The organism is Mesorhizobium sp. M0478, assembly GCF_040321305.1.
Lineage (GTDB): Bacteria > Pseudomonadota > Alphaproteobacteria > Rhizobiales > Rhizobiaceae > Mesorhizobium.
The window spans coordinates 425,756-451,228 of record NZ_JAMYRH010000001.1; the positions used below are offsets into that span (position 1 = coordinate 425,756).

A 25,473-nucleotide genomic window follows, 5' to 3' on the forward strand; every position below is an offset into this window, starting at 1 on the left:
CCCCGCCACCGAATCTCCAGACGGATCAAACAATGTTTGCAAGCTACAGGCCGATCCTCTCGCTGCTTCGCGGCACCGCTTTCCTGCTCGCGGCTTCGGGATTGCACGGCCTGTTGTTGCCGTTGCGCGGCCAGCTCGAAGGGTTTTCGACCGCATCGCTCGGCCTGATGGGCACGGCCTGGGCCGGTGGCTTCGTCACCGGCTGCTTCTTCGCACCGCGCCTGGTGCGCCGCGCCGGCCACGTCCGGGCGTTCGGCGCCTTTGCCGCTTCGGGCGCCATCGTGGCGTTGCTTACCGGCCTGATCATCGACGAATATGTCTGGATCCTGCTGCGCGCCTTCACCGGCTTCACCATGGCCGGAGCCTTCATGGTCATCGAAAGCTGGCTGAACGAGAAGGCCACCAACGAGAACCGCGGCACCGTCTTCGGCCTCTATATGATGGTCACCTATGCCTCGATCATGGGCGGCCAGATGATCGTTGCCGGCGGCGACGTCAGATCGGCATCGCTGTTCATGATCACCGGCATATTGTTCTGCCTGTCGCTGATCCCGACCGCGGTGTCGTCGGCTTCGTCTCCCAAGCCTTTGCAGGACGTCAAGCTCGACGTCAAAGGTCTCTACGCCAACTCGCCGGTGTCGGCGATCGCCTGCCTGTTGGTCGGCATCGCCAATGGCGCCTGGGGCACGCTTGGCGCCGTCTACGGCGCCCGTATCGGCATCTCCACCGCCCAGATCGCACTGATGATGAGCCTTGTCGTTATTGCCGGCGCGGCCATGCAGCTTCCGGCCGGACGCCTCTCCGACAAGACCGACCGCCGTTTCGTGCTGGCGGGCGCGGCTTTCGGCGCCGCACTGTTCGCCATCCTGATCTTCCTGTTCGAACCGCGTTCCGCCGTCCTCGTCATTGTCTTCGCCGCTGCCTACGGCGCCTTTGCCTACACGCTCTATTCGATCGCCGTGGCGCATGCCAACGACCACGCCCGATCGGAGGATTTCGTCAAGGTCTCGGGCGGCCTGCTGCTTCTGTATGGCTTCGGAACCATGATCGGGCCCTTGCTGGCTGCCGCCCTGATGGGCTGGCTCCGCCCCGAAGGCCTGTTCCTGGCCACCGCGCTGGCGCATCTCAGCCTCGCCGCCTACACGTTGCTGCGCATCAGCCGCCGCGCGCCGGTGCCGATCGAAGACCGCGATGCCTTCAAGACCCAGCCGGCCGATCGCTCGGTCACCCCTGAAGCACTGCGGCTCAGAAAAGCGGAAGCCGACGGTTGAGATTTGAAAAGCTTTGCCCCACAAGTATAGGCATGATCTTTTCTGACGCCTTCATGGCGATTGCCGACCCCAACCGGCGCTATCTTCTGGAAGAGCTCCGGCGTGGCCCGAAAACCGTCAACGAGCTGGCTTCGGGCCTTCCAGTCTCCCGCCCGGCCGTGTCCCAGCACTTGAAAGTGTTGCTGGACGCCGGTCTGGTTCAGGCCAGGGCCGAGGGCACGAGGCGGGTCTATACAGTCAGCAGTGGCGGCTTCCTCAAGCTCAATATTTGGCTTGATCAGTTCTGGGAAGCATAGGCCGCGATTCCAGCTCGCCTCCCTGGCTTTCAAGTGTCCGTTGCCAGCGCCTTGCCCAGCGCATCGAGCAGGAATCCGGTACCATGCTCGCGCGATGACGGTGTGTCGTGCCCATCGAGAAACGCGCCCTGCTCGGTGAGCACCAGACGCGTGCCCGTGCCTTCCGGGCGAAGCTCAATTGTCGCCAGCGAAACCGAGATTCTGACATCACCGAACAGCATGTCGTAGCTGTAGACGATGCGCTGGTTGGGCACGATGTCCTGATAGGTGGCGGTATAGGTGTGGATCGGCCCGTCCTTCGGCCCGCCGGCATTGACCTCCTGGCCGCCGACGCAAAAATCCATTTCGTGCCTGTGGGTCATCGGGTTGTCGGGGTCGGCGAACCAGCGCCGCTTGGCGGCCGGATCGCTGAGCGCGAAATAGACTTTCGCCGGCGCAACTGGATAGAGGCGCTCGAGGACGAAGGTGGAGTGGACGACGGATCGTTCGGCCATGGTCGGGTCCTCTTGGTCAGCTTGATGGTTTCTGCGCGACGAAGACGCCGTCGCGATAGGACGCGCCGAAATAGACTTCGACGGCGCGCAACCTGTCGCCATGGAACAGATGCAGTTCGGTGTTGCGGAAGGTCTTTCCGTCCGCCGTCTCGCAGCGATAGAGGACAAAGGCGGCGTCCTCGTCCTCGCATATCCGCTCGATGACGATCGAGCTGAAGGCCGGGCTGTCCGGCCAGCAGCGCTCGAAATAGGTCGCACGGTCGATGGCGTCGTCATAGGGGCTGGTGAAGGTGAAATCGTCGGCGAGCACCGCCGCGACGGCAGCCTTGTTATTCGCCTGGTAGGCGGAAAAATAGCCGCGGATCAACTCCGCTCTGCTTTTGCCGGGCATGGTCATTTCTCCTCTGCTTCAGGTCATTCGGTCCCGGCGAGAAAATCGCCGAGCCGGTCGAGCCGACGCTCCCATGTCAGCCGCCGTTCGTTGATCCAGTGTTCTGCGCTGCGCAGCGCCTGCGGCGCGATCTGGCAGGTGCGCACGCGGCCGAGCTTTTCCGAGCGCACCAGCCCGCTTGCTTCGAGCACGTTGAGATGCTGGACGACGGCCGACAGCGACATCGCCAGCGGTTCGGCCAACTGGCTGACCGAGGCCGGCCCACGCGACAGCCGTTCGACCATGCTGCGCCTGGCCGGGTCTGCGAGCGCCTGGAACATCAGGTCGAGCTGGGCGGGATCGTGCAGCATCGCGATCAGCCGTTATTGTAGGGAAAGAACTTGAAGTAGGGCTGCGCCTCCTCGACCACCCGGGCGAAGGACGGCCGCTTGAGCAGGCGGTCGTGGTAGTGTTTCACGGCCGGATAGCTGTCGCCGAACGGCTCGACCTTGTTGGCGTAGAACAGCGCCGGCGAGGCCGCGCAGTCGGCCATGGTGAAGGTGGGGCCGGCCGCCCAGATTTTCGAACGCATCTCCTCCTCGATGATCGCATAGGCGTTGCGCAGTTGCGCGCGCGCTTCCTCGACCCCGAACGGATCGGTCTTGTCCTGCGGGCGCAACCTGTCGCCGACGATCTTCTGCATCGGAGCCTGCACGTAGAAATCGTAGAAACGGTCGGCCTGGCGGACCTGGAGAGCAAGGTCGGCCTCGGCCGGGATGAGCTCGACCGGCCCGGGATAATGCGCGGCCAGATATTCGATGACGATGGTCGATTCCAGCACCGTGCGATTGCGTGCATCGTCACGCAGCGCCGGCATCTTGCCGGTCGGCGACACCTTCAGGAATGCTGCCCGCGACTGCTCGTCGCCGAGGTCGACGATAACCGGCGTGAAGGGCGTGTCGTTCTCGTAGAACGCAATCAGCGGTTTCCAGCAGAACGATGCCAGCGGATGGAAATGGAAGGTCAGGGACATTTTTTGCTCGTCTGTTTGTGGTTCGCCGATGCTGGAGCGGTGCCAGCCTGCGCCGACACTGAAGCAATTACTTAACTATTTCCGTGAGGCGAATGTGTCAAGGTTCCAGACTGCCTTCAGGGTTTGGTATGCGTGACGATGGCGGCAACGATCGTGCCCCAGTCGTCGGGATGCAGTTCGTGGCCACCGCCTTCGACGCGGACAAGCCGCCCGCCGGCAACAGCGTCGGCAAGGGCTGCGCCATGCTCGACCGGAAAGATCGGATCCGATGTCCCGTGAATGACGAGCAGCGGAACCTTGATCTCGCGCAGGCGTCCTTTCAGATCCTCGCAGCTCTTCAGCATGAAATGGTTAGTCGCGCTCAGGAAGCCGCCGGATCGGTCGTAGTCCCGTTCGACGAACGCCCGCATCGCCTTCTCGTCGAAGGGATGCGCGGTGCTGGCGATCGCACGCGCATCCTTGACGACGAAGCCGACCACCTGGTCGCGGTTCGACCAGTCGACTCTGGCGCCATCGGCCGAGTGCTCCATATAGGCTTCGGTCGTTCCCGGCAGCTGCGATGTGTCGATCCCCACCGGCGAACTGCTGATTACGGTCAGCGAGATGACACGCAAGGGATGTTTCAACACCAGTCGTTGCGCGATCATGCCGCCCATCGACATCCCGATCACATGCGCCTTGCCGATGCCGCAACTGTCGAGGACGCGCACCGCATCGTCCGCCATGTCGTCGAACGTATACGGCGGCTCGCCCGGCGTATATTTGGTCGACAGGCCGGTGTCACGATTGTCGTAGCGGATCACGAAGTGGCCTTCGCCGGCGAGCTTTTTGCAGAGCGCCTCCGGCCACCAGAGCATCGAGGCCATGGCGCCCATGATCAGCAGAATGGCTGGATCTCCGGGATCGCCAAACGTCTGGGAGACGATTTCGGGTGCTGCGGCCCTTGTCATGGGACTCTCCTCCTATCGGCCAATCAAAGGCCAATCAAACTGGTTGCATTTTGCAATCGGTTGCACGATAATAAAACTGATACGATAATGCAACCGGTTTTTTGAGGAGAGTCGGATGAAAACCGAACACCGCTCGGGATGCCCTATCAATCTGTCGCTGGAAGTGTTCGGCGATCGCTGGAGCCTGATCATCCTGCGCGACATGATTTTTGGCGGCAAACGCCACTTTCGCGAACTGCTCAACGGCTCGATCGAGGGCATCGCTTCCAATATCCTGGCCGACCGGATGAAGCGGCTGATGGAACTCGGCATGCTGACCAAGGCCGACGACCCCTCGCACAAGCAGAAGGCGATCTACAGCCTGACCGAGATGGCCATCACGCTGGTGCCGATCATGGCGCATCTCGGCGCTTGGGGCCGCGTCTGGCTGCCGGTGAGCGAGGAGCTTTCGATCCGCGCCGAGCTGCTGGAGAAAGGCGGGCCGTCAATGTGGGAGCAGTTCATGGACGAGTTGCGCCACGACCATCTGGGCACGCCTGTCGCCACACCCGCGCAGCCTTCCGTCCGCGCTACATTGCAGGCCGGATATGAGGCGGTGGTAGCCCGCAAGGCGTCGAGCGGCATCGAGGCCCCGGCCGCTTGACCAACTTATTTCCCCATTATCAGGCCGGCTCTGCTATCAAGGGGCTGAAAAACATAATTTACGGGATTGGATAACGCTCTTGGTCGAGAACTCTAAGGATACTGCCCGCGCCAGGGCAGATATGCGTTTCAAGAAGCAGGAAGAGGCAGCCACGGTGCGGCAAAAGGCGATGGCGGAGTATGTCGCCGAGGCCGACGCCCGCCAGGCCAAGACCAACAAGCTCCGGGCATTGCGCCTTGCCAAGGAAGCGGAAGACCTCGCCAACGCCCCTGCCGTTCCGGTCAAGAAAGCGCCCCGAGCCAAGAAAAAATAGCGCGGCCTTCTTCATCGACGCCCGATCTGGATGCCGGCGGATCGTATCGGCCATGTGCCACGATCAGCAATGCCCGCCATTTCCGCTTTCCCACGCGAAGCAATTTCAACCGCAACCGGGATTTCGCATCCCGCATGTCAGGCGATGATTGACGCGTTTTGATCAGGAGACAGCCATGACCGCACTGACCCTCGAAAAAGCCAAGCACATCATCGACGCCGCCTTCGCCAAGGGCGCCGAGCTGAAGCTCAAGCCGCTCGGCGTTTCCGTGCTGGATGCCGGCGCGCATCTCGTCGCCTTCCAGCGTCAGGACGGCGCCTCGTTCCTGCGCCCGCAAATGTCGGCCGGCAAGGCCTATGGGGCGCTGGCCATCGGCATGGGCTCGCGCCGTGTCGAGGCTTTCGCCAAGGAGCGGCCGCATCTCGTCGCCGGCATTTCGGACGTTTCGGGTGGACGCGTATTGCCGGTCGTCGGCGGCGTGTTGATCCGCGACAAGGCAGGCGCCGTCATCGGCGCCGTCGGAATTTCGGGCGATACGTCGGACAATGACGAGGCCGCCGCCATCGCCGGCATCGAAGCGGCGGGCTTCACCGCCGATCCGGGCTGAGGGGGAGCTTCGTCATCCCAGGGCGAAGCAGGAGCGAAACTCCGTCGCGAAGACCCTGGGATGACGACCAGAAAGAGCAGCCACGCCAATCGCGAACGGATGCGACCATCCAACGAAGGCGGCTAGTTCAAATTTATGTCTCTACTCGCCGACCGCATCGACACCGAAAACCCGGCCAGCACATCGAACAGGGCGATCACCATCAGCGTGAAGAAGACGGAGTGCGCCGCGCCCTTCACCAGCAGGAACTCGACCAGGAACGCCACGAAGACCAGCGTCGACAACAGATGGTCCATGATCGAAGCGTTCGTGGTGCGCACCGACTTCACCATTTCGAGGAACAGGAAGATCAGCCCGATCACGACCATCAAGTCGCCGAGCGTCATCGAAAACACTCCGCCCGACATCATGCTGAACGAGAAGATCTCGGTCGCCCACGGATCGTCGCCGCTGCCGAATATTCCGAGGAGTCCGAGATTGTAGGCCACGAAGGGCACGATCAGCAGCGGGATGGCACCGAACATCAGGCGTCTCCTCTAGCAATTCCAGGAAAGCGGTTTCCCAAGGAATTGCCTAAACAATGGGGGCACCTTCTGTAGAATGCCCCGCAGGCACGCCGTCAAGATTTTTCGCTAGCGCCCGCAAACACGGAAAAAGACCGCGCGAAACAACCCTGTCAGCCACAGTTGCCCCGGCTGACCACCGACACGCCGGGATTCAGCGCTTGAACTGGCCTGTCCGCACGGCGGCGCCGATAGCGTTGAGGATGAAAAGGCCGGCGGTCATCGAGGTGATCTCGTTGACGTCGCGCGCCGGCGCGATCTCGACGATGTCGATGCCGACGACACGTCCCTTGGCGAACAGGCCCTTGATCAGTTCGATCGTCTGCCGGTAGCTGATGCCGCCAGGCGCCGGCCCTTCGACCGCCGGCATGACAGCGGGATCGAGACCGTCGGCATCGATGGTCAGGTAATAGCGGCCACGGTCCGGGATGCGCTTGAGCAGCGCCGCCGTACCGATATCCTGCCATTCATTGGCGGTGACGATGTTGGAGCCGTAGGCGCGGGCCGCCTCGACCTCCTCGAGCCGGGCGCTGCCCTGGCCGCGGATGCCGAGCTGGAAAATCCCGGCTATATGCGCCATCTCCGAAGCGCGGCGGATGGGGCTGGAATAGCCTTCCCTGACCCCGTTGACATTGTCGCGCCAGTCGAGATGGGCATCGATCTGAACCAGGGTGATCGGCCCTTCGTCGTCAAGCGCCCGCAGGATCGGGATTGGAATGCCGTGATCGCCGCCAATGGTGATCGGCAAGGCGCCGGCGACGCGGATCTTGCGGATCGCCGTTTCGGCCAACCTGTAGTGGCCGCCGGCGGCATCGCCGGGAACATCGCCGACATCGACCACCTTGACGTCCTGCCCGTCGAACAGGGTTCCGCCAATGTCGAAATCATAGCGGTCGAGCCCGAGGCTGATGCGCTGCGAGGCGCGCCGCACCGCGGTCGGCGCGTTGGTCTGGTCGTTGACCAGCTCGTCGATCGTGTAGGGACTGCCGTAAGGCATGCCGATGATGGCGACATCCGCCTTCAGCGCATCGAGGTCCTCGACCAGCGGGAAGTTCATGAAGGTCTGGAAGATATCGCGCGGTGCTGTGGTGAGCTTGGTCATGCGGTCCCTCTGAAGCCGGCCGATCATCGCGCGGAAGCGCCGCGACAAGGCATCACTCAATACAGCACCGCCGCCGCAGCTTGTATCGCCACGGACGCCCGGTCTTTGGCATAGTTGGCGGCGCGACGCGCACCAAACGCAAAAAAACCGGCCAATGGCCGGTTCTTTTGGCATTCAAACCCTTCGAAAGCTGGTCTCAGCTTTCCTTGGGCGTCAGCACCTGGCGACCGCGATACATGCCGGTCTTCAGGTCGATATGGTGCGGGCGGCGCATTTCGCCGGAATTCTTGTCCTCGACATAGGTCGGGGCCTTGAGAGCGTCGGCCGAGCGGCGCATGCCGCGCTTGGACGGAGAGGTTTTTCGTTTCGGAACGGCCATGGATATGCTCCACTACATGGTCAAAATGCCCCGATAGCCCTCGTGAAAGGGCCGCGTCAGGGCCATAATCTGAGAAAGTCGGGTGCCTATACACGCCCTGCGCCGTTTTGGCCAGCACCGTGGCGATTTTTTTTGAACTGGCAGCGGTTCTACCTAATCAAGACAACCGACATACGCGCCCGAACGGCCGGCGCGGCGTTCGATCAGCGACGCCAGCCGCCGCAGACCCGGACCGGGCTTGGCCGGATTGCGGGCGATCGGATTGGGCAGCGAGACGGCCAGCAATGCCGCCTGCCGCCGCGACAGCTGTTTGGCCGAAACGCCGAAATGGTGCTGCGCCGCCGCCTCGATGCCGTAAATGCCCGGCCCCCATTCGGCGATGTTGAGGTAGATCTCCATGATCCGCCGTTTCGACATCACCGCGTCGAAATAGACGGCCAGCGGCAGTTCGACCACCTTGCGCACCGAGCCCAGCGGCCGCGACCACAGGAAAAGGTTCTTCACCGTCTGCATGGTGATGGTCGAGGCGCCGCGCGTCGCCTCGCCGGCCAGCGCATCGTCGACGACGCCGCGCAATTCGCCGAGATCGATGCCGCGATGGAAGCAGAATTGCCCGTCCTCCGACATGATCACCGAATTGGCCAGCACCGGGGACACATCGTCGATCGACACCCAGCGCCGGTCGTAACCGGAGAAGGTCGCGAGGTCTTTGACCATCAAGGTCGATATCGGATGCACGAAGGACGGCAGATAGAGGAAGGTCAGCACAATGGGTATCGCCGCCAGCACGACGGCGACGACCAGGCCGCGCCGTGCCAGGCGCTTCAGACCGGCGCGGTTCACGCGCCTTGGTCGCGCCATCTCAAACCCTTCGGTTTCATGATCGACGATCGGTTCCGTCAAGCCGCCCCCACCCGCGCCACTCTCCCGCCTCCGGCATAATGGCGCGAGGCTTCTTGCGCAACGTCTGAGTGTCGGCTACCGCTCCCGGCCATGACGAAAGACGAGCAATTGGCCTTTGAGGCCGCACTTCTGGGGCGGGCGGCGGCGATCGAGGCCGGGCTCAGGCTGCTGCTCGACGGCCGCACGCTTGCCGGCGAGATCGCCCGGCCGGAGCGTCTGATGGCGGCCATGCGCCATGGCGTGCTGAACGGCGGCAAGCGGCTGCGCCCCTTCCTGGTCATGGAAAGTGCCGCCCTTTTCGGCGCCGATGGCGAGGCGTCGCTTCGCGTGGCGACAGCGCTCGAATGCGTGCATTGCTATTCGCTGATCCATGACGATCTGCCTGCCATGGACGACGACGATCTGCGCCGCGGCCAGCCGACCGTGCACAAGGCCTTCGATCAAGCCACCGCCATACTTGCCGGCGATGCGCTTCTGACGCTTGCCTTCGATGTCCTCGCCGATGAGGCGACGGCGCTGCCGGCGGAGCGCAGGGCGGCACTGGTACTGGCGCTGGCGCGCGCGGCCGGCACTGGGGGCATGGTCGGCGGGCAGACGCTCGATCTCGAAGCCGAGCGCAACAGGCCGGACGAAGCCGGCATTATCCGGCTGCAGGCGATGAAAACCGGCGCGCTGATCCGCTTCGCCTGCGAAGCCGGCGCGATCATTGCCGGCGCCGCACCGCAGAACCGCGACCGGCTGGCCGAATTCGGCTCGGCGGTCGGGCTTGCCTTCCAGCTCGCCGACGACCTGCTCGACCTGACCGCCGATGCCAGCCAGATGGGCAAGGCGACCGGCAAGGACGCAGCCGCCGGCAAGGCGACGCTGGTGGCGCTGCATGGCGCGAACTGGGCGCGCAGCCAGCTCCATGGGCTGGTCAAGCAGGCCCATGAATTGCTTGAGCCATACGGTGAACAGGCATCCTTGCTGAAGGCAGCGGCAAGCTTCGTGGCAATCCGCAACAACTGAGGTTTGGGCAATCGGATGCCGAACCGTTTTCGGAATTTGTCGGCCTTGCGCTGCCTGCTTGGTGTCTCTCAAATGCCCCAAAGCAACTGGGCGCGCTATCTGACCTTGACGACGACCTTGCCCTTGGCGCGTCCTGTTTCGACGTAAGCCAGCGCCTCATTGGTCGCTTCAAAAGGAAAGACCCTGTCGACGACCGGGCGAATCGCCCCATCTTCGATGAGGGACGTGATTTTGCTCAGCTGCTCACCTTGCGCCGACATGAACAGGAACGAAAATCCCACGCCCCGGCGCTTGGCTTTGGTCCTGATACCACGGCTCAGCAGCCGCAGCAGCAGCCTTAGCACCACGTTCAGTCTCTGTTTCCTGGCAAATTCGGGATCCGGAGGACCGGAAATCGAGATGAGCTTCCCACCCGGTTTCAGCACAGTCAGGGATTTCTCAAGCGTCTTGGCGTCCTGGCTGTTCAGGACGACGTCGTAGCCCGACAGGATTTTCTCGAAGTCGTCCTTCCTGTAGTCGACGACGACATCGGCGCCGAGATCCCTGACCAGATCGTTGCTTGCCGCGCCCGCTGTTGTCGCAACGATCGCGCCGAGGTGCTTTGCCAACTGGATGGCGAATGTCCCCACGCCGCCGGAGCCAGCCTGGATGAAGATCTTCTGGCCTGTCTTCAGACCCGCCCTCTCGATGAGAGCCTGCCAGGCGGTCAGACCGACCAGCGGGATCGAGGCCGCCTCTTCCATGCTGAGGTTCGCCGGCTTCAGCGCCACGTCGGCTTCATCGATTGCGATGAATTCGGCGAATGTCCCGATCCGGCCGTCGCGCGGCCGCGCATAGACGGCGTCGCCGGGTTTGAATTTGCGGACTTTCGAGCCCACCCTGACAACCCTCCCGGCAACGTCGTGACCGAGGATGAAGGGCCGGCGATAGGGAAGGACGAGTTTGAATTCGCCGGTCCTGATTTTGGAATCCAGCAGGTTCACCCCGGCGGCATGGACCTCGACCAGGACGTCATTGTCCAGCAGCTCCGGCTCCGGCATCTCGGCCAGCCGCAAAATGCCTTTCTTGCTATATTTGTCGACAACGAATGCCTTCATGGCAGTGACTTTCTGAGAGTGTCTGTTGGCCTGCTGTCTGTGCGTGAAATTCTCCGTCCCACCGTTGTTCAGACCGGCAGGCGGAACTGCTTGCGCAAGGTCTTGTCGAACATCCCCGCGGGGGCGAAGCGGCGCAGCAGGCTGACCTGGCGCGCTGCCTTCCCTGCGGTATAGCGCCGTCGCGGACGGGCGTCGGTCGCTGCCTTGACGACCACATCCGCCACCACTTCCGGCCGATCGGCTTTGGGCATCACATCGGCAAGCAGCGCCTTGAGCCCGGCGCGCGCTTGATCGTACTCCTTTAACAGGGAATCCGGCTCGATGCCGTTCTGGTCGAAGACGGTGCGCACGAATGCCGGCTCGATGACCGAGACGCGAATGTTGAAGGCGCGAACCTCATGATCGAGCGATTCCGAATAGCCCTCCAGCGCGTGCTTGACCGCCGAGTAGTGCGCTGAGTATGGCGCGGGCACCAATCCCAGAATCGAGCCGATGTTGACGATGCGCCCTTGGCCGCGGCGCCGCATCGACGGCAACACCGCATTGGTCATGCGCATGACGCCGAACAGATTGACGTCGAACAGAGCCTGCACCTGTGCGACCGAAGATTCCTCGGCGCCGCCAAGCAGGCCGACACCGGCATTGTTGACCAAGAGGTCGATGCGGCCGGTCTGGGCCAGCACGGCTGAAACCAGGGCGCTGACCGACTCCCCGTCGGTCAAGTCGCAGGTTAGCATGGACACCTGCGCCGGGCCGTTGCCGGCCTTGCTGCGGCTTGTCCCGAAGACGGTATACCCCGCCCCCGCCAAGGCCTCGGCACTTGCGCGGCCGATGCCCGAAGAGGCTCCGGTCACGACTGCGGTTCTTCCCGAAAGGGTATTCATTTGATACTCCAGAGACATGAGGGCTAGCTTTTTGCCGTTGATTGAATTATGATCGTAATATCACATTACACCTATAATGCAATAGCAGAAAGGAAGAGCCCATGCGCTACGAAAAGGGCCGAAAGGACGCCTCTCGCGATCGCATCGTCGAGGTCGCAGCCCAGCGTTTTCGCGGTGACGGCATCGCCGCGTCCGGACTGGCAGCCATCATGGGCGACGCCGGACTGACGAACGGAGCCTTCTATCCGCATTTCCAGTCCAAGGCGGAGCTTGTGCGTGAAAGCCTTGTAGCGGCACTGGAGGCCCAGTCGCAGCAACTGCAGGAGGTATTGGCAGCCGGTGGTCCGGAGATGGGCATAGCGGCGTATCTGTCAGCTGAGCACCGGGACAATCCGGGAGCCGGCTGCGCGTCGGCCGCCCTGTTGCCGGAACTCGCGCGTCAGCCGCCCGAAACGCGCCAAGTCTACACCGAACGCTTGCTGGTTTTGGTGCGCCAGTTGTCTGCAGCGCTTCCGCAGGCCAGGGATCCGGAAGGCGTTGCCACGGGCGTCTTTGCGACCCTCATCGGCGCGCTTCAACTGGCCCGCGCGGTGGCAGGGACCGAATTGTCGGATCGCTTCCTTGCGGCAGGAGCAGATGCCGCGCGCAGGCTGATCCAGCCACGTGACGGGGAGAAGGCATCCTAGAGGTCGGTGGCGGCAGCGGCAAAGGGCAGCCCTGACATCGTCCTCGGGTCGCACACAGGAAGGGCCGGCTTTTGGAGGCGGGCCGAACCGGTATTTCGCTCCGATTCAATCGGGTCTAACGCAGATGCCTGAGCTTGTCGGGATTGCGCATGACATAGACGGCCGCGATCTTCCCGTCCTCGATGTCAAGCGCGGTCGTCTGCAGTTCGCCATCGGCCTCCCGCGTGACGAACCCCGGCAGTCCATTGACGAAGCCGATGCGCACCAGCGTCGAGCGATTGTCGCGCAGCCAGGCCGCGACTTGCGCGTATTGCTTCATGACGGCGTCGAAGCCCAGCACCGGCGCCAAAGCCGCCGGACGCTTGCCGCCGCCATCGGCATGAGCGCTGACATCTTCCGTCAGCAGCGCGCCGAGCGCCTGCATGTCGCCGCTGCGCGATGCCGCGAAAAAGGCTTCGGCGATCTCCAGGCCACGCTGCTTCTCCACCTTGAAGCGAGGCCGCGCCTCGCGGACATGGCCCCGTGCGCGAGCGGCAAGCTGGCGGCAGGCGGCTGAATCGCGCTCGATGGCGGTCGCGACCTCCTCGAATTCCAGCCCGAACACATCGTGCAGCAGAAAGGCCGCCCGCTCGAGCGGCGAAAGCCGCTCCAGCGCCAACATCAGCGGCAAGGTGACATCTTCAAGATCGTCCTCTTCGACGATCGGCTCGGGCAGCCAAGGGCCGATATAGGTCTCGCGCTGGCGCCGCGTGGATTTGAGCTGGTCAAGGCAAAGCCGCGTCACCGTGCGGCGCAGGAACGCTTCTGGCTCGCGAACCTGCGAGCGGTCGGTCCCCATCCAGCGGATGAAGGCATCCTGCACGACATCCTCGGCGTCGCTCACCGAGCCCAGCATGCGATAGGCGACCCGCATCAGCTTCGGACGCAGCGGGCCGAAGCCCGCTGCCGCGTCGTCGGGTGCCGTCGCCGTCATCAGGCCGCCTTGGCGCTGGCGCGTATCGTTGCTGCGTCGGTGTAGAGCCCGAAGCCAACGGCGATGCGGTTCCAGCCATTGATGATGTTGATCAAAACGGTGAGCTTCACCTGCTCCTCCTCGGTGAAATGCGCCTTAAGATCATCATAGGCGCTTTCGCGGTCCTGTCCTTCCGAGAGGCGCGTCAGCGCATCGGTCCAGCCGAGCGCGGCACGCTCGCGGTCGCTGTAGCAGGGCGCTTCGCGCCAGGCCGGCAGCAGATAGATGCGCTGCTCGGTCTCGCCATTCTCGCGCGCTTCGGTGGCATGCAGATTGATGCAGTTGGCGCAGCCATTGATCTGCGACGCCCGAAGCTTCACCAGCTCGTTGAGGCTGTGCTCGAGCCCGGCGGCGACGGAGAGTTCGGTCGATGCGCGCTGCCACTGCTTGATCAGCGCAGGGGCGGCGGCGAAGAGGTCGATCTTGGCGGTCATGATTGCAGTCCTTGTGTTGGGTACGCCATCATGACGAGACAAGACCGGCCGGTGTGACATTCAGGCTGGATTTTTTCGAAGGTGCTTTCCCGGCGCGTTCAATCGTCTTTGATCAGCACGATCTTCGCCGGATCGAAATCGATCCCGACCATCGTCCCTTCCGCCACGGCGGGTGTGACATCAGGCGATGTCGCGAACAGTTCGACCGCCGGATCGCTGATCGCGATCCGGTATTCCATGTGGGCGCCGAGATACGAGCTCTTGACCACCCGGCCCTTCATGGTGCCCGCTGCCTGGCCGGGCAAGATGCGCACGGCATTCGGGCGTACAGCGAGCATCGCCGGCCCCGGAGCGTTACCGCGACCCGGCATGTCGAGCAGCAAGGGTCCGACCTTGACCCTTGCACTGGTCGCATTGCTGGAAAGCACCTCGACGTCGAGCAGATTGGCGTCGCCCATGAAGTCGGCGATGAAACGGTTGGTCGGCTCGTTGTAGAGGTCGCGCGGCGTGCCGTCCTGGGCGACGCGAGCGGCGTTCATGACGATGATGCGGTCGGAGACGGCGAGCGCCTCTTCCTGGTCATGCGTGACATAGACCATGGTCAGCGCCAGATCTTGCTGGAGACCGCGGATTTCGTCGCGCACCCGCCGGCGCAGCTTGGCGTCGAGATTGGACAGCGGCTCGTCGAACAGCAGCACCTTCGGCTCCAGTACGATGGCGCGCGCCACCGCGACGCGCTGCTGCTGGCCGCCGGACAACTCGCTCGGCTGGCGCTTCTCGTAGCCGGACAGGCCGACAAGCGACAGCTTTTCGGCGGCGCGCTCGGCTGCCTGCGCCTTGCCAAGCCCCATCGCCCGCAGGCCGTAGCTAACATTCTCCATCACGTTCATGTGCGGGAACAGCGCATAGGACTGGAACACCATGGAGACATCTCGCTCGGCGGCGGACAGCAAGGTGACGTCCTTGTCGTCGATCAGGATGCGCCCGGTGCTGGTCTGTTCCAGCCCGGCGATCAACCTGAGCGTCGTCGTCTTGCCGCAACCCGAGGGCCCGAGCAGCGTCACCAGGCTGGCCGGCGCGATGTCGAAGCTGACGTTGTCGACGGCGGTCACCGCGCCATATTTCTTGGTGACGCCCTCGAACCGCACGGCCGGCCTGTCCGTGACAACCGGGGCAGCATTCTTCGCCGTCTGATCCACGCCGCTTCTCCCCATCAGATTGCCGCCACGACGGCTTCCGGACCCGCACGGCGCCGGCCGAGCCGGCGTTCGCCGACCAGCAGCTGGATGCCGATGAGGATGACCATCATGACGACGATCATCACCGCCGAATAGACAATCGCGATGCCGTATTCGCCGACATCTGCGCGCCCGACAATGTAGACCGTGGCAAGGTTGAACCGGCCGCTCGCCAGGAAGATGACGGCGCTGACCGCCGTAACCGCGCGCACGAAACTGTAGATCATCGCGGTCACGATCGCCGGCTTCAGGATCGGCAGGATCACCCGCCGCAAGGTGGCGAAGGATCGCGCCCCAAGCGTCAGCGATGCCTCGTCCAGGCTCTTGTCGATCTGTCCGAGATTGGCGAGCCCGGCACGGATCGCCACCGGCATGTTACGGAAGATGAAGGAGATGACGATGATCAACCCGGTACCGGTCAACTGCACCGGCGGCACGTTGAAGGCAAGGATATAGCTGACGCCGATCACCGTGCCGGGAATGGCGAAACTCATCATGGCCAGGAACTCGAACATGGTACGCCCGGCGAAACGCTGCCGGTCGAGCAGATAGGCCGTCAGGATGCCGAGCGCCGCGGTGAACGGCATCGCCACCAGCGCCAGGCCGATGGTCATCAGCAGCGACGGCCAGGCCGAGCCGCTGAAAAACCAGCCATTGACGCCTTTCTCGATCGAAAAGGCGGTGAGGAAATATTGGAGCGTCGGCGTGTTGTCGCGCCCGATCGATTGCACGAAACCGCCGCCCAGGATGATGCCGTAGACCACGATGGTCAGAACCAGCCACGGAACGACGGTGGCGTAGCAGCCGATCCGCAAGGCCTTGGGCAGCGTCGCCGGTACGCCGCCATCGCCCTTGCCTGCAACGGTGACGTAGCTGCGGCTGCCGATCCAGCGGCGCTGGATGACGAAGGCTGCCAGCGTGAACATCAACAGCACGATCGCCAGCACCGCCGCGCGGCCCTGGTCGTGCGCCGCACCGACCACTGCAAAGAAGATGTCGGTCGACAGCACGTTGAAGTTTCCGCCCAGCACCAGCGGATTGGCGAAATCGGCCATGCTCTCGATAAACGAAATCAGGAAGGCGCTGGCCAGCCCCGGCCGGATCAACGGCCAGGTGACGGTGCGAAATGTGCGCCAGCGGCTGGCGCGCAGGGTTTGTGATGCTTCCTCCATGCTTGGGCTGACGCCTTGCAGCACGCCGACCAGAACCAGGAAGGCGATCGGCGTGAAGGCCAGCACCTGCGCGATGGTGATGCCGGCCATGCCGTAGATCCAGCGGCTGCGCGGAATGCCGAGATGCACCGACATGAGGTTGGTGACGATGCCGGCGCGGCCGAACAGCAGGATCAGCGCCAGGCCGATGACGAAGGGCGGCGTGATGATCGGCAGGATGGACAGGCCGCGCAGCAGCCATTTGGCCGGCAGCTTGGTGCGAAGCGCGATCAGCGCCAGGGCCAGGCCGAGCGCCGTGCAGAAAAAGCCGACGAGGACTGCGATCGCCACCGTGTTCCACGCCACGCCGCAGGAGCCCTCGCCATAGAGGCAGCGCAGGCTCCATATGTTGGCGCTGAAGATCTTATCGAAGAACAGCGCCGGCACGACATTGCCGTCATTGTCCTTGATGGCCGAGGTGAGGATCGACAGCAGCGGATAGGCGACGAAAAGGATCAGCGAAGCAATCACGATTGAGAGCGAGCCGACGACGAAACGGTCGCCCTTGCACCAGCCGCGCGCGGCGAGCGCCTCGGCGATGAACATCAGCATCGCCACGGCATAGAGCGTCGCGCCCCAGCCGAGCCCCGGCTGTATCGGTCCCGGCGTGCCGGCGATCCGGGTAAGCAAGCCAAATCCCCAGCCCGAATGGATGATGGAAAAGCCTTCGATGGCCAGCCACAGCAGGCCCGCCGCGCCTGCAACCGCCAGGCTCTTGGGGTTGTTGCGCGCCACCAGCCAGCTCGCCAGCAGAAGCGGCAGAATGAGGGGCAAGAGCCAGAGCCGGCCATCAAGGACCAGCAGTATGGCCGGCGTCGCATCCGCCGGCTGTGCCAGCCAGTCGAACGACAGGAAGCCGCCTTCGACCTTGTACCAAGGCAAGAGCACGAAGCTCGCCCACGCGGCCATCACCCACGCGAGCGCGCTGCGTCCAGGAGCGGAACTGACCATGGAACCGGCCGCGGCCATTCAATGTCTTTCTGTGCCAAAGGATGGTGCGCCGGCTGCCGCGAGGGGCAGCCGGCGATCAGATGCTAGAGTGAGCGCAAAAGAACGCGCTCAGCCGCCATTGCGGACCTCATCGGTGAACTTCTTCAACAGCCGCTTGCGTTCGGCCGACGAGCCGTATTTGGCGAAGTCGTAGTCGATCAGCTTGATCTTCGAGAGGTCCGGCGCCTCGGGCGGCACCGGCGTGGCGGTGTTCGACGGGATCTGGAAGCTGCCGTTCGGCGCCGCGAGCTTCTGCGCGTCCGGGCTCAGCGCCCAGTCGTAGAATTTCTGCGCCTCTTCGGCATGCTTGGCGCCCGTCACGATGCTCATCGAACCGATCTCGAAGCCGGTGCCTTCGCAAGGCGACACCACCTTCACGGCAGGGTTCTGTTTCGCGGCATTGATCACGTCGTGCTGGAAGGAGATGCCGATCAGCGTCTCGCCCTTGCCGACGGCGAGCGCCGGCGCGGCCCCTGCCTTGGTGTATTCGGCGATGTTCTTGTTGAGCTGCTTGAGATAGTCGAATGCCTTGTCCTCGCCCATCAGCTGGACGATGGTGGCAAGCATGGTCCAGGCCGTACCCGATGAATTCGGGTCGGCCATCTCGATCTCGCCCTGGAATTCCGGCTTGACCAGATCGGCCCAGCACGCCGGCGCGGTCAGCCCGCGCTGCTTCAGATCTTCCTCATTGTAGCCGTAGCCGAGCGCACCGAGATAAATGCCGACCGTGCGGTTCTTCGACCTGTCGGCCTGCTTCAGCGCCCAGTCGCGCAGGTTTGCCAGTTGCGGCGACTTGTATTCCTGGGTGAGGCCCTCTTCCGCCGCCTGCAGATGCGGGTCGCCGGTGCCGCCCCACCAGATATCGGCTTGCGGATTGTCCTTCTCGGCCCGGAGGCGGGCGTAGATTTCGCCGGCGCTCATGCGGGTCATGTCGACGCTGACGCCCGTCTCCTTCTGGTAGGTGGTCGCCATCGCCCGGCACCAGGCCTCGTCGACGGCGCAATACATTGTGAGGCTCCGGGCGGCCGCCTGGGCGGCACTCGCCAATCCGAACAAGGCCAGCGCCGCGCCAAGGCCAAGCCAGGCGGCGCGCAAGCCTTGCTTACTGTCAAATGTCTTCATCGATATTCCTCCCTGTCTTCTCACTGGAAACGATCTACCCGTCGTCGAGCGGCACTCCGATCACCTGGGACAATGTCGCCGCAACGCCGGGTGCTGCCGCTAGCACGGGATTGCCCTTCGCCATGCCGTCGCCGTCGAGGAACCGGTTCACACGGCCGCCGGCCTCCTCCACCAGCAGCAATCCGGCCAGGCAGTCCCACGAATTGATGTGCAGCTCGGCATAGGCATCCGAGCGGCCGTCGGCCACATAGGCCAGCCCAAGCGCTCCGGAGCCGGAGCGCCGCACATTGGCGCCGAGTGCCCAGACAAGGCTCACCTTGTCCAGATAGTCGCGATTGGGAATCCTGGGCGACCAGCCGAACTCGACAAAGGCGCGGTCGAACGCTTGCGTCGGCGACACATGGATCGGCGCGCCATTGCGCGTCGCGCCCTGCCCGCGACGGGCAAAGTACGTTTCGCCGATGGCCGGATTGGCAATGCCGCCGATCTCGCTGCGGCCGTCCTCGACGAAAGCTATCGAAATGCAGAAATGCGGAATACCGCGCATGAAATTGGCGGTGCCGTCGATCGGGTCGACGACCCACATGCGGGCAGAGCCGATGCCACCGCCTTCCTCGCCCAAAAACCCGTCCTGCGGAAAAGCGTCTGCCAGCGTCGCGCGGATGTGCTCCTCGACCTTGCCGTCGGTTTCAGTGAGAAAATCCTGCGGGCCTTTCATCGCCACCGGCTGGACGGCGCCCTGCCGGGCATAGCCTTCCATCGCCAGTTGCCCGGCCGTGACAAGCAGTTTCCGGCAGACCTCGGCACGCCTGTCCATCTCGGCCTCGGACAGCCGGTCCGCCTTCGAATGCGCCGCCGCCCTGCTCATGCAGCCGGTCCGGACAGTCGCGCCCTCAATGCCGTCTTCGGCGAAATGGACAGGGTATTCCTCCGATGCCACTCTTGAGCCCGCTTGTATTGCACGGCTGTGCAAAGCTGTTGCATTCCGCCATGCCTGTCAAGTGCGGTGGGTGGCAATGGCAGGAGAGTTGCATTACATTGCACGGGCGTGCAAAGAATCACGAAAACAGCAGCGAGAGCGTTCGCTTGACGGTTCCGAGAATCCGCACCGGATTTTCCAGCGCCCAGCAGGTTGCCGACCTCGCCGGGGTTTCACGCTCGGCCGTGTCACGTACCTTCACGCCCGGCGCTTCCGTTTCCGGGGAAACCCGCGAGCGAGTGATGCTGGCGGCCGAGCAACTCGGCTATCACGTCAACCATCTGGCTCGCGGCCTGATGCGGGCCTCGACCGGCATTGTCTGCCTCATCGTTGCCGATGGCGACACGCCCTATCATGCCCGCCTGCAGAAGGCGCTGACCCAACATCTGCGGGACGCCGGCAAAATGGCCATGGTGTTCAACACCTCCGGCCCCAGCCACCATGTCGACCAGGCGTTGCGCAACACGCTGAACTATCGCGCCGATGCGAGCATCGTTCTGTCCGGCTCGCCGCCGCAGTTGCTGATCCGCACCTGTCTTGAGAACGGCCAGCGGCTGGTGCTGATCAATCGCGATGACCGCTTCGACGGCCCGCACAATATCGGTGTCGACAACGCTGCAGCCGCAGAGGCAGCGCTGCATGCCTTCATCCGGGCCGGCTGTACCCGCCCCGCCCTGGTGACCTCGGCTGCCGGCACGCCCAGCCTGCTCTCCCGCGAAACCGCCTTCCTTACCGCCGCGCAGAAGGAAGGGCTGGAGGTGACCGTGTGGCGCGAGGGCCGCACCGGCTATGCCACCGGAGCCGATGGCGCCAGGCGGCTCTTTTCCGGCCGGCAGCGGCCGGATGCGGCGTTCTGCGTGACCGACCTGATTGCGTGCGGCTTTCTCGATGCGGCCCGCCACGAGTTTGGCATCAACGTACCCCGCGATCTCTGCGTCATCGGTTTTGACGACATCGAGCAGGCCGACTGGGCCTCTTACCGGCTGACGACGTTCTCGCCGCCGATCGAGGAGATCGCCAGGCGCGCCGTGCGGCTCGCGACCGGCGCGCGGGAGGAGGCTGGCAGCCGCCTGATCTGCCATGCGCCCATGGTCTGGCGCAGCACGGTGAGGCCGGGCCAGGGCTGATGCGAAACATGTGTCGGTCAAGACGGGAAACGTACTGATGTCCAAGAAAAAGGCCAGGAAGACCCGCCAGGCGGCAAGACCGGTGGAAATAGCTGTAGGCCCCGAAATCCGGAGCATGATGCGCAAGTTTGGCCTGACCGAGGAAGAAGCACTGCGCATGATGCGCGAATGCGATGCCACCCTCTATGGCGCCAACTCCGGGCACGTGCAGCCAGGATCTTGACGGCCCGCCAGGCGCGAACGGAATTTTAATGTAAATCAAGCGTAATCCCGACCGTTAAAATGATGCGTATGTGTTGGGGTTGCGCATGCCGGAATATTCTTTCTTCATCCGCTCGATCCGGATCCGCTACATCTCGGGATTGCTCATCTTTGCGCTGGCTTCCACCGCGGTGATGTTTGCGCTCAATCGCGTCAATTCCTTCCGCCACGACATCGACGCGCTGAGCAGCAATCTCGTCATCTTCACCCGCGACCTGCGCAACGCCTCCAGCTTTGCCGAAACCGCCAGCACGGCCTGGCGCACCGAAACCCGTGACGGCCTTGCCGCCGCCGCGCGCGGCCATTCGCAACGCCTGACCAGCGAGATCGAAACACTGTCCGCGGAGTTGGCCGCGATCAAGCCGAGCCTGTCGGCCAAAACGCTGGACGAACTCTCGTCGGCCGCCGTCAACGGCGACCTGTTCTGGTCGTCGCGTGACATCGTGCGCAACTTCAACCTGATGTCGGCCGCGCAACAGACCGACGAATGGAGCTCGCGCGAAATCCTCAACCAGAACGACCTGTTCGTCCAGCCGATGCTGATGCGTGTGCGGACCGCCATGGATGGCGAACGCCATCTGGCCGACGCCTCCAGCGACAGGCTGCTGTTGTGGGCAAGCGGCCTTCTGTTCGCGGTTCTTGCCATCGTTGCCCTCTGGATCTTCCGGCCGATGGAAAAGGCGATCCGCCGCGCCTTCACCGAATCCGCCGTATCCTTGTTCAAGGCCGAAGCGGCCGACCGCGCCAAATCGGAATTCCTGGCCAATATGAGCCATGAGATCCGCACGCCGATGAATGGCGTGCTGGGCATGGCCGAACTGCTCGCCAAGACCGAGCTTAACGCGCGCCAGAAGACCTTCACCGATGTCATCGTCAAATCGGGCAATGCGCTGCTCACCATCATCAACGACATCCTTGATTTCTCCAAGATCAATGCCGGTCAGCTGACGCTCGATCCTGCACCCTTCCGGCTTGCCGAAGCGGTCGAGGACGTGGCCACACTGGTGTCGGCGCGCGTCGCCGAAAAGAACCTCGAGCTGATCGTGCGCGTCGACCCGCGCCTGCCTGCCCATGTCGTCGGCGATGCCGGACGGTTCCGTCAGATCGTCACCAATCTGCTCGGCAATGCGGTGAAGTTCACCGAGAAGGGCCATGTGCTGATCGATGTCGGCGGCGAGGTGGTCGACGGCATGGTCCAGCTCAAGGTCCGCGTCGAGGACACAGGCATCGGCATTCCTGCCGAGAAGCTCGAGAACGTGTTCGAGAAATTCGCGCAGGTCGACGGCTCGTCGACGCGCCGCCATGAAGGCACCGGCCTCGGCCTTGCCATCGCCGCCCGCCTCATCGACCTGATGGGCGGCAAGATCGGCGTCGAAAGCGAGATCGGCCGCGGCTCGGTGTTCTGGTTCGCCGTGCCGCTGCCGGCGCATCAGCAGGACACGCGCAACGAGATCGTGCCGGTCGATGTCACCGGCGCCCGCGTGCTGGTCATCGACGACAACCCGGTCAACCGCGAGATCTTGCTGGAGCAGCTCAGAAGCTGGAGCTTCGACTGCGCGGCCGCCGAAAGCGGCGCCGTCGGCCTCGCCTTTCTAGACCGGGCCAGCCAACTCGGTGCTGCGGTCGACTGCATCATCCTCGACTACCAGATGCCCGGCATGAACGGCGCCGATGTCGCCAAGGCGATTTCCGCCGACAGCCGTCTCTCCGCCATCCCGGTGGTGCTGCTGACCTCCGTCGACCAGGTCGATTTCGGCAAGATGGTCATCGATTTCGGCATCGCCGCGCATCTCACCAAGCCGGCGCGCTCGGCCATCCTGCTCGGCACCGTCATCTCGGCCATCCAGAAAGCGCGGGCCCAGATCGGCAAGGCCCAGTTCGTTCGCGAGCCTGTTGTTCAGCAGGCGGCACCCGTGACGCCACCCGCCTTCACCGTCATTCGCGGCCCGGCAATTCCGGCGGCCACAGTGCCTGAATCGATCGCCACGCCAAACGGCCCGATCGATATTCTGATCGCCGAGGACAATGACGTTAACCAGCTGGTGTTCGGCCAAATCCTCAATGGGCTTGGCCTCAGCTACCGCATCGCCAGCAATGGCCGCACGGCCGTTGAGATGTACCGGGCGCTGCGGCCGAAGCTGATCCTCATGGACGTCTCCATGCCGGAGATGAACGGCTACGAGGCGACCCGCGCCATCCGGGCGGCGGAGGCAGCGAGTGGCAATCACACACCAATCATCGGCGTCACCGCTCACGCACTGAAGGGCGACCGCGACAAATGTATCGAGTCCGGAATGGACGACTATCTGCCCAAGCCGGTGTCGCCCGACCGCCTCGGCAGTAAGATCGGCACATGGCTCAGCGAAACGGTCGCGGTAAAGAGGGCTTGATCAAATCGCCGCGTCCAGACGATAGCGGCGCATCCAGTCCAGACTAATCTCGTCCGAGAGCTTGGCGACGCCCGGCTTTACGTCGGCGGCATTCGGCGCCGGAACGCCCAGGGCCTTGCAGATGGATGCCAATGCCGCTGCCGGATCGCCTGACAGGCGCTCATAGCCGATGCGCAGCGGGACGATCCCCTGCTCCGCGAACCAGACGTTCCAGCCCGCGTCATAGGCTTCGAGTTCGGCAAGCTCGCGCTGGATCCGCTTGAAATCGTAGCGGGGTTCCTGCGGCGGTGCGACCCGTTCGATCTCGGTTCCGTCGGGCGCGATGTGCCAAAGCCCAGTCTGCTCGGCCTTGATCAGCGACACCGCCTGCGCCAGCTTGTTTTCGCGCGAAAGATGGATGTAGAGGATCCGGCCGAAGGCCTTTTCAAAGCGTGCTTTGTCCGATGGCAGGTCTGGGTAGATCCGGTCGAGGATGGCCGAGAGTTCACCCAGGTTTTCCCGCATCAGGCGCAAGCCGAAGACGGCTGTTCCGCCCTTTCCCGCGCTGATTGCCGCCTTGAGGTAGGCGACATCGAAGTCATGCGCGCTCATCGTATCGGGATGCGGCAATTTCCACTCTTCTGCCCATTCCGCCTTGTCCTGCCGCCCGTAGAACGAGTGCGGATCGCCGGCTGTTTTCGTCGAGGCCAGAAGGCCGCACAGCAAGGTGCTTCCGGTTCTCGGCGTGCCGCAGATTATGTAGCCGTCACGCATCTCGGGGCTCTGTCGCTTGTCATGGATTGGGCTAACCTCGCCAGGCGCGGTGACACGCGCGCTTCGCGAAGGACTCCAGTCTAGCCGCGCCGGAAGGGATAGAGGAATTGCTGCCAATATCCGTTCGGAACGGGATGTCCGTGAATGCCGTAGCCGTTCGGCCAGCGCCCTTCGGGCATATGGTGGGTACCGAACAGCCGGTCGAGCAGCGGGAAATGGATGGCGAAATTTACGTCGATCGCTTCTTTCTCGAGGCCGTGATGCCAGTGGTGGTAACGCGGCGACACCAGCATCTTTTCGACTGGACCGAAACTGGTCCCGATGTTGGAATGGATGAAAGACGAATAGACGTAGACGATCAAAATATACGTCTGGATAGCCGATTCATCGAACCCCAGCACGAACATCGGGGTTGCCGTCAGGCTGCGCAGCATGATGATTTCCAGGAAATGCATGCGCGCACCGGCAATCCAGTCCATCGACTTGGCGGAATGGTGCACGGCATGGAACTTCCACAGCCAGGGAATGCGATGAAAGGCCCGATGCACCCAATACTGGGCAAAGTCGGTCAGGAACATTACCGCCAGCAGTTGCACCAGCCACGGCAAGTCGTGGACCCAGGCGCGCACCGAACCAAGGGCGCCCTGCGCATTGACGAAGTTGGACGGCGCCAAGGTCAGGTAGGTCAAAATCTGCACCAGCAGCGATGAGACCAGATAGTAGAACAGGTCCTCGCGCCATTCGTCGCGGAACACGGTCTGATCCTTGTTGCGCGCGAAAAGACGTTCGAGCGGAACGAACAGCACACCCATGAACAGGGCGTTCAGGATGAAGAAATCAAGCCCGAAGAACACCCCTTCGATGTGCAGTTGATGGCGCACCGGAAGCATGCCGACCAGCGACGCCAGCAGCACAGTGAACATCGCTGCCGCGCCGAGCGTCTTTTGCCTGCGCAGCGTCATGCTGAGGATCGCCAGGATATAGCCGGAGATGAGGACGAAATAGAGCACCGGCTTGAAGAACAGCATCTGGTGGATGGGGGCCAGATCCGGCATCGATGTAAGCGACGGGTAGCGCAGCACGATGACCATCAGCAGGGCGGTGACCCCGGCAAGCAAGCCAATCGAGCCGGACAGCCAGCCAGAACCGAACGGCCGTTTGGCGCGCGGCGTTTCAAGTTCACTTACAACGCGTCTAAGGAAATTTGCCACCGCCATGATGCTCCCCCGTTAACGGCCTTCAAAAGGTCTCGCCGGAAATTTCCACCGTCTTACTACAGCAGGGCTCATAAATATTTAATCGACACGACTTTGCAGGCCAGAGACGGCTATCGGCTTTTGGGGCAATTGGTAAAAGC

At 63.3% G+C, this 25,473-nt stretch carries 29 protein-coding genes; 10 read left to right on the forward strand and 19 right to left on the reverse strand.

Annotated elements, in window-relative coordinates; all coding sequences use genetic code 11:
* Positions 1-32: 32 nt before the first annotated feature.
* Both NKI64_RS02055 and NKI64_RS02060 read left to right on the forward strand, forming a co-directional pair.
* Positions 33-1,271, forward strand: coding sequence for an MFS transporter (locus tag NKI64_RS02055; RefSeq protein ID WP_023683997.1), 1,239 nt, complete (start codon positions 33-35; stop codon positions 1,269-1,271).
* Positions 1,272-1,303: 32 nt separating this feature from the next.
* The gene (locus NKI64_RS02060) at positions 1,304-1,567 is read left to right on the forward strand and encodes an ArsR/SmtB family transcription factor (RefSeq protein ID WP_352666330.1); all 264 of its coding nucleotides are present in this window, start codon (positions 1,304-1,306) and stop codon (positions 1,565-1,567) included.
* Positions 1,568-1,596: 29 nt separating this feature from the next.
* Here the strand turns inward: NKI64_RS02060 and NKI64_RS02065 are convergent, their stop codons facing one another.
* The 5 genes from NKI64_RS02065 to NKI64_RS02085 form a co-directional block, all read right to left on the reverse strand.
* Positions 1,597-2,061 (reverse strand): SRPBCC family protein, encoded by a 465-nt coding sequence (locus NKI64_RS02065; protein WP_023670148.1) that lies wholly within the window; start codon positions 2,059-2,061, stop codon positions 1,597-1,599.
* 16 nt (positions 2,062-2,077) lie between these two features.
* Positions 2,078-2,452, reverse strand: coding sequence for a nuclear transport factor 2 family protein (locus NKI64_RS02070; RefSeq protein WP_032893136.1), 375 nt, complete (start codon positions 2,450-2,452; stop codon positions 2,078-2,080).
* Positions 2,453-2,475: 23 nt separating this feature from the next.
* The gene (locus NKI64_RS02075) at positions 2,476-2,802 is read right to left on the reverse strand and encodes an ArsR/SmtB family transcription factor (RefSeq protein WP_023699361.1); all 327 of its coding nucleotides are present in this window, start codon (positions 2,800-2,802) and stop codon (positions 2,476-2,478) included.
* Between the two features lie 5 nt (positions 2,803-2,807).
* Entirely contained in the window at positions 2,808-3,464 is a 657-nt protein-coding gene (locus tag NKI64_RS02080) for a glutathione S-transferase family protein (RefSeq protein ID WP_023683999.1), read from the reverse strand.
* A 116-nt stretch (positions 3,465-3,580) separates the two neighbouring features.
* Positions 3,581-4,414: an alpha/beta fold hydrolase gene (locus NKI64_RS02085; RefSeq protein WP_023727309.1), complete on the reverse strand. Its 834-nt coding sequence runs from the start codon at positions 4,412-4,414 to the stop codon at positions 3,581-3,583.
* Between the two features lie 115 nt (positions 4,415-4,529).
* Between NKI64_RS02085 and NKI64_RS02090 the strand changes: the two genes are divergently transcribed.
* From NKI64_RS02090 to NKI64_RS02100, 3 genes are all read left to right on the forward strand, one after another.
* The gene (locus NKI64_RS02090; RefSeq protein WP_352666335.1) at positions 4,530-5,057 is read left to right on the forward strand and encodes a winged helix-turn-helix transcriptional regulator; all 528 of its coding nucleotides are present in this window, start codon (positions 4,530-4,532) and stop codon (positions 5,055-5,057) included.
* A 79-nt stretch (positions 5,058-5,136) separates the two neighbouring features.
* Positions 5,137-5,370: a hypothetical protein gene (locus NKI64_RS02095; protein WP_023684002.1), complete on the forward strand. Its 234-nt coding sequence runs from the start codon at positions 5,137-5,139 to the stop codon at positions 5,368-5,370.
* A gap of 175 nt (positions 5,371-5,545) precedes the next feature.
* A complete protein-coding gene (locus NKI64_RS02100) occupies positions 5,546-5,977 on the forward strand; it encodes a GlcG/HbpS family heme-binding protein (protein ID WP_023690074.1) in 432 nt (143 codons plus the stop codon).
* Between the two features lie 122 nt (positions 5,978-6,099).
* Here NKI64_RS02100 and NKI64_RS02105 read toward each other — a convergent pair whose 3' ends face one another.
* The 4 genes from NKI64_RS02105 to NKI64_RS02120 form a co-directional block, all read right to left on the reverse strand.
* On the reverse strand, positions 6,100-6,501 hold the full coding sequence (locus NKI64_RS02105) for a hypothetical protein (RefSeq protein WP_023670154.1): 402 nt from the start codon (positions 6,499-6,501) through the stop codon (positions 6,100-6,102).
* 193 nt (positions 6,502-6,694) lie between these two features.
* Positions 6,695-7,642, reverse strand: a complete 948-nt coding sequence (locus tag NKI64_RS02110) for an agmatinase (protein ID WP_027050780.1) — start codon at positions 7,640-7,642, stop codon at positions 6,695-6,697.
* 196 nt (positions 7,643-7,838) lie between these two features.
* On the reverse strand, positions 7,839-8,021 hold the full coding sequence (gene rpmF / locus NKI64_RS02115; protein ID WP_008834724.1) for a 50S ribosomal protein L32: 183 nt from the start codon (positions 8,019-8,021) through the stop codon (positions 7,839-7,841).
* A gap of 153 nt (positions 8,022-8,174) precedes the next feature.
* Positions 8,175-8,882 carry a biosynthetic peptidoglycan transglycosylase gene (locus NKI64_RS02120; RefSeq protein WP_050587122.1) on the reverse strand — a complete coding sequence of 236 codons (708 nt, stop codon included), beginning with the start codon at positions 8,880-8,882 and terminating at the stop codon, positions 8,175-8,177.
* A 132-nt stretch (positions 8,883-9,014) separates the two neighbouring features.
* Between NKI64_RS02120 and NKI64_RS02125 the strand changes: the two genes are divergently transcribed.
* Positions 9,015-9,932, forward strand: a complete 918-nt coding sequence (locus NKI64_RS02125; protein ID WP_352666337.1) for a polyprenyl synthetase family protein — start codon at positions 9,015-9,017, stop codon at positions 9,930-9,932.
* Positions 9,933-10,027: 95 nt separating this feature from the next.
* On the opposite strand, the gene NKI64_RS02130 is transcribed toward NKI64_RS02125, so the two are convergent.
* On the reverse strand, positions 10,028-11,029 hold the full coding sequence (locus NKI64_RS02130) for an NADP-dependent oxidoreductase (protein WP_023730811.1): 1,002 nt from the start codon (positions 11,027-11,029) through the stop codon (positions 10,028-10,030).
* A gap of 68 nt (positions 11,030-11,097) precedes the next feature.
* The gene (locus NKI64_RS02135; RefSeq protein ID WP_352666339.1) at positions 11,098-11,913 is read right to left on the reverse strand and encodes an oxidoreductase; all 816 of its coding nucleotides are present in this window, start codon (positions 11,911-11,913) and stop codon (positions 11,098-11,100) included.
* A gap of 101 nt (positions 11,914-12,014) precedes the next feature.
* Between NKI64_RS02135 and NKI64_RS02140 the strand changes: the two genes are divergently transcribed.
* Positions 12,015-12,599 (forward strand): TetR/AcrR family transcriptional regulator, encoded by a 585-nt coding sequence (locus tag NKI64_RS02140; RefSeq protein ID WP_023690068.1) that lies wholly within the window; start codon positions 12,015-12,017, stop codon positions 12,597-12,599.
* Positions 12,600-12,714: 115 nt separating this feature from the next.
* Here the strand turns inward: NKI64_RS02140 and NKI64_RS02145 are convergent, their stop codons facing one another.
* The 6 genes from NKI64_RS02145 to NKI64_RS02170 form a co-directional block, all read right to left on the reverse strand.
* A complete protein-coding gene (locus tag NKI64_RS02145; protein WP_023684011.1) occupies positions 12,715-13,572 on the reverse strand; it encodes a sigma-70 family RNA polymerase sigma factor in 858 nt (285 codons plus the stop codon).
* Entirely contained in the window at positions 13,572-14,045 is a 474-nt protein-coding gene (locus NKI64_RS02150; protein ID WP_023673089.1) for a carboxymuconolactone decarboxylase family protein, read from the reverse strand. The genes NKI64_RS02145 and NKI64_RS02150 overlap by 1 nt, the downstream gene beginning before the upstream one ends.
* Positions 14,046-14,143: 98 nt before the next feature.
* On the reverse strand, positions 14,144-15,244 hold the full coding sequence (locus tag NKI64_RS02155; RefSeq protein WP_050588942.1) for an ATP-binding cassette domain-containing protein: 1,101 nt from the start codon (positions 15,242-15,244) through the stop codon (positions 14,144-14,146).
* 14 nt (positions 15,245-15,258) lie between these two features.
* On the reverse strand, positions 15,259-17,463 hold the full coding sequence (locus NKI64_RS02160; RefSeq protein WP_352666342.1) for an ABC transporter permease: 2,205 nt from the start codon (positions 17,461-17,463) through the stop codon (positions 15,259-15,261).
* A 90-nt stretch (positions 17,464-17,553) separates the two neighbouring features.
* Positions 17,554-18,579 (reverse strand): ABC transporter substrate-binding protein, encoded by a 1,026-nt coding sequence (locus NKI64_RS02165; RefSeq protein ID WP_023806516.1) that lies wholly within the window; start codon positions 18,577-18,579, stop codon positions 17,554-17,556.
* 61 nt (positions 18,580-18,640) lie between these two features.
* Positions 18,641-19,474 carry an inositol monophosphatase family protein gene (locus tag NKI64_RS02170; RefSeq protein ID WP_023806515.1) on the reverse strand — a complete coding sequence of 278 codons (834 nt, stop codon included), beginning with the start codon at positions 19,472-19,474 and terminating at the stop codon, positions 18,641-18,643.
* A gap of 218 nt (positions 19,475-19,692) precedes the next feature.
* Between NKI64_RS02170 and NKI64_RS02175 the strand changes: the two genes are divergently transcribed.
* From NKI64_RS02175 to NKI64_RS02185, 3 genes are all read left to right on the forward strand, one after another.
* On the forward strand, positions 19,693-20,712 hold the full coding sequence (locus NKI64_RS02175; protein ID WP_031195645.1) for a LacI family DNA-binding transcriptional regulator: 1,020 nt from the start codon (positions 19,693-19,695) through the stop codon (positions 20,710-20,712).
* Between the two features lie 37 nt (positions 20,713-20,749).
* Entirely contained in the window at positions 20,750-20,935 is a 186-nt protein-coding gene (locus tag NKI64_RS02180) for a hypothetical protein (RefSeq protein WP_023684018.1), read from the forward strand.
* A gap of 85 nt (positions 20,936-21,020) precedes the next feature.
* On the forward strand, positions 21,021-23,363 hold the full coding sequence (locus NKI64_RS02185; protein ID WP_352666344.1) for a response regulator: 2,343 nt from the start codon (positions 21,021-21,023) through the stop codon (positions 23,361-23,363).
* Here NKI64_RS02185 and NKI64_RS02190 read toward each other — a convergent pair whose 3' ends face one another.
* On the reverse strand, positions 23,364-24,116 hold the full coding sequence (locus NKI64_RS02190) for a Stf0 family sulfotransferase (RefSeq protein ID WP_352666346.1): 753 nt from the start codon (positions 24,114-24,116) through the stop codon (positions 23,364-23,366).
* A gap of 80 nt (positions 24,117-24,196) precedes the next feature.
* Positions 24,197-25,333 carry a sterol desaturase family protein gene (locus NKI64_RS02195; RefSeq protein WP_031208758.1) on the reverse strand — a complete coding sequence of 379 codons (1,137 nt, stop codon included), beginning with the start codon at positions 25,331-25,333 and terminating at the stop codon, positions 24,197-24,199.
* Positions 25,334-25,473 lie beyond the last annotated feature (140 nt).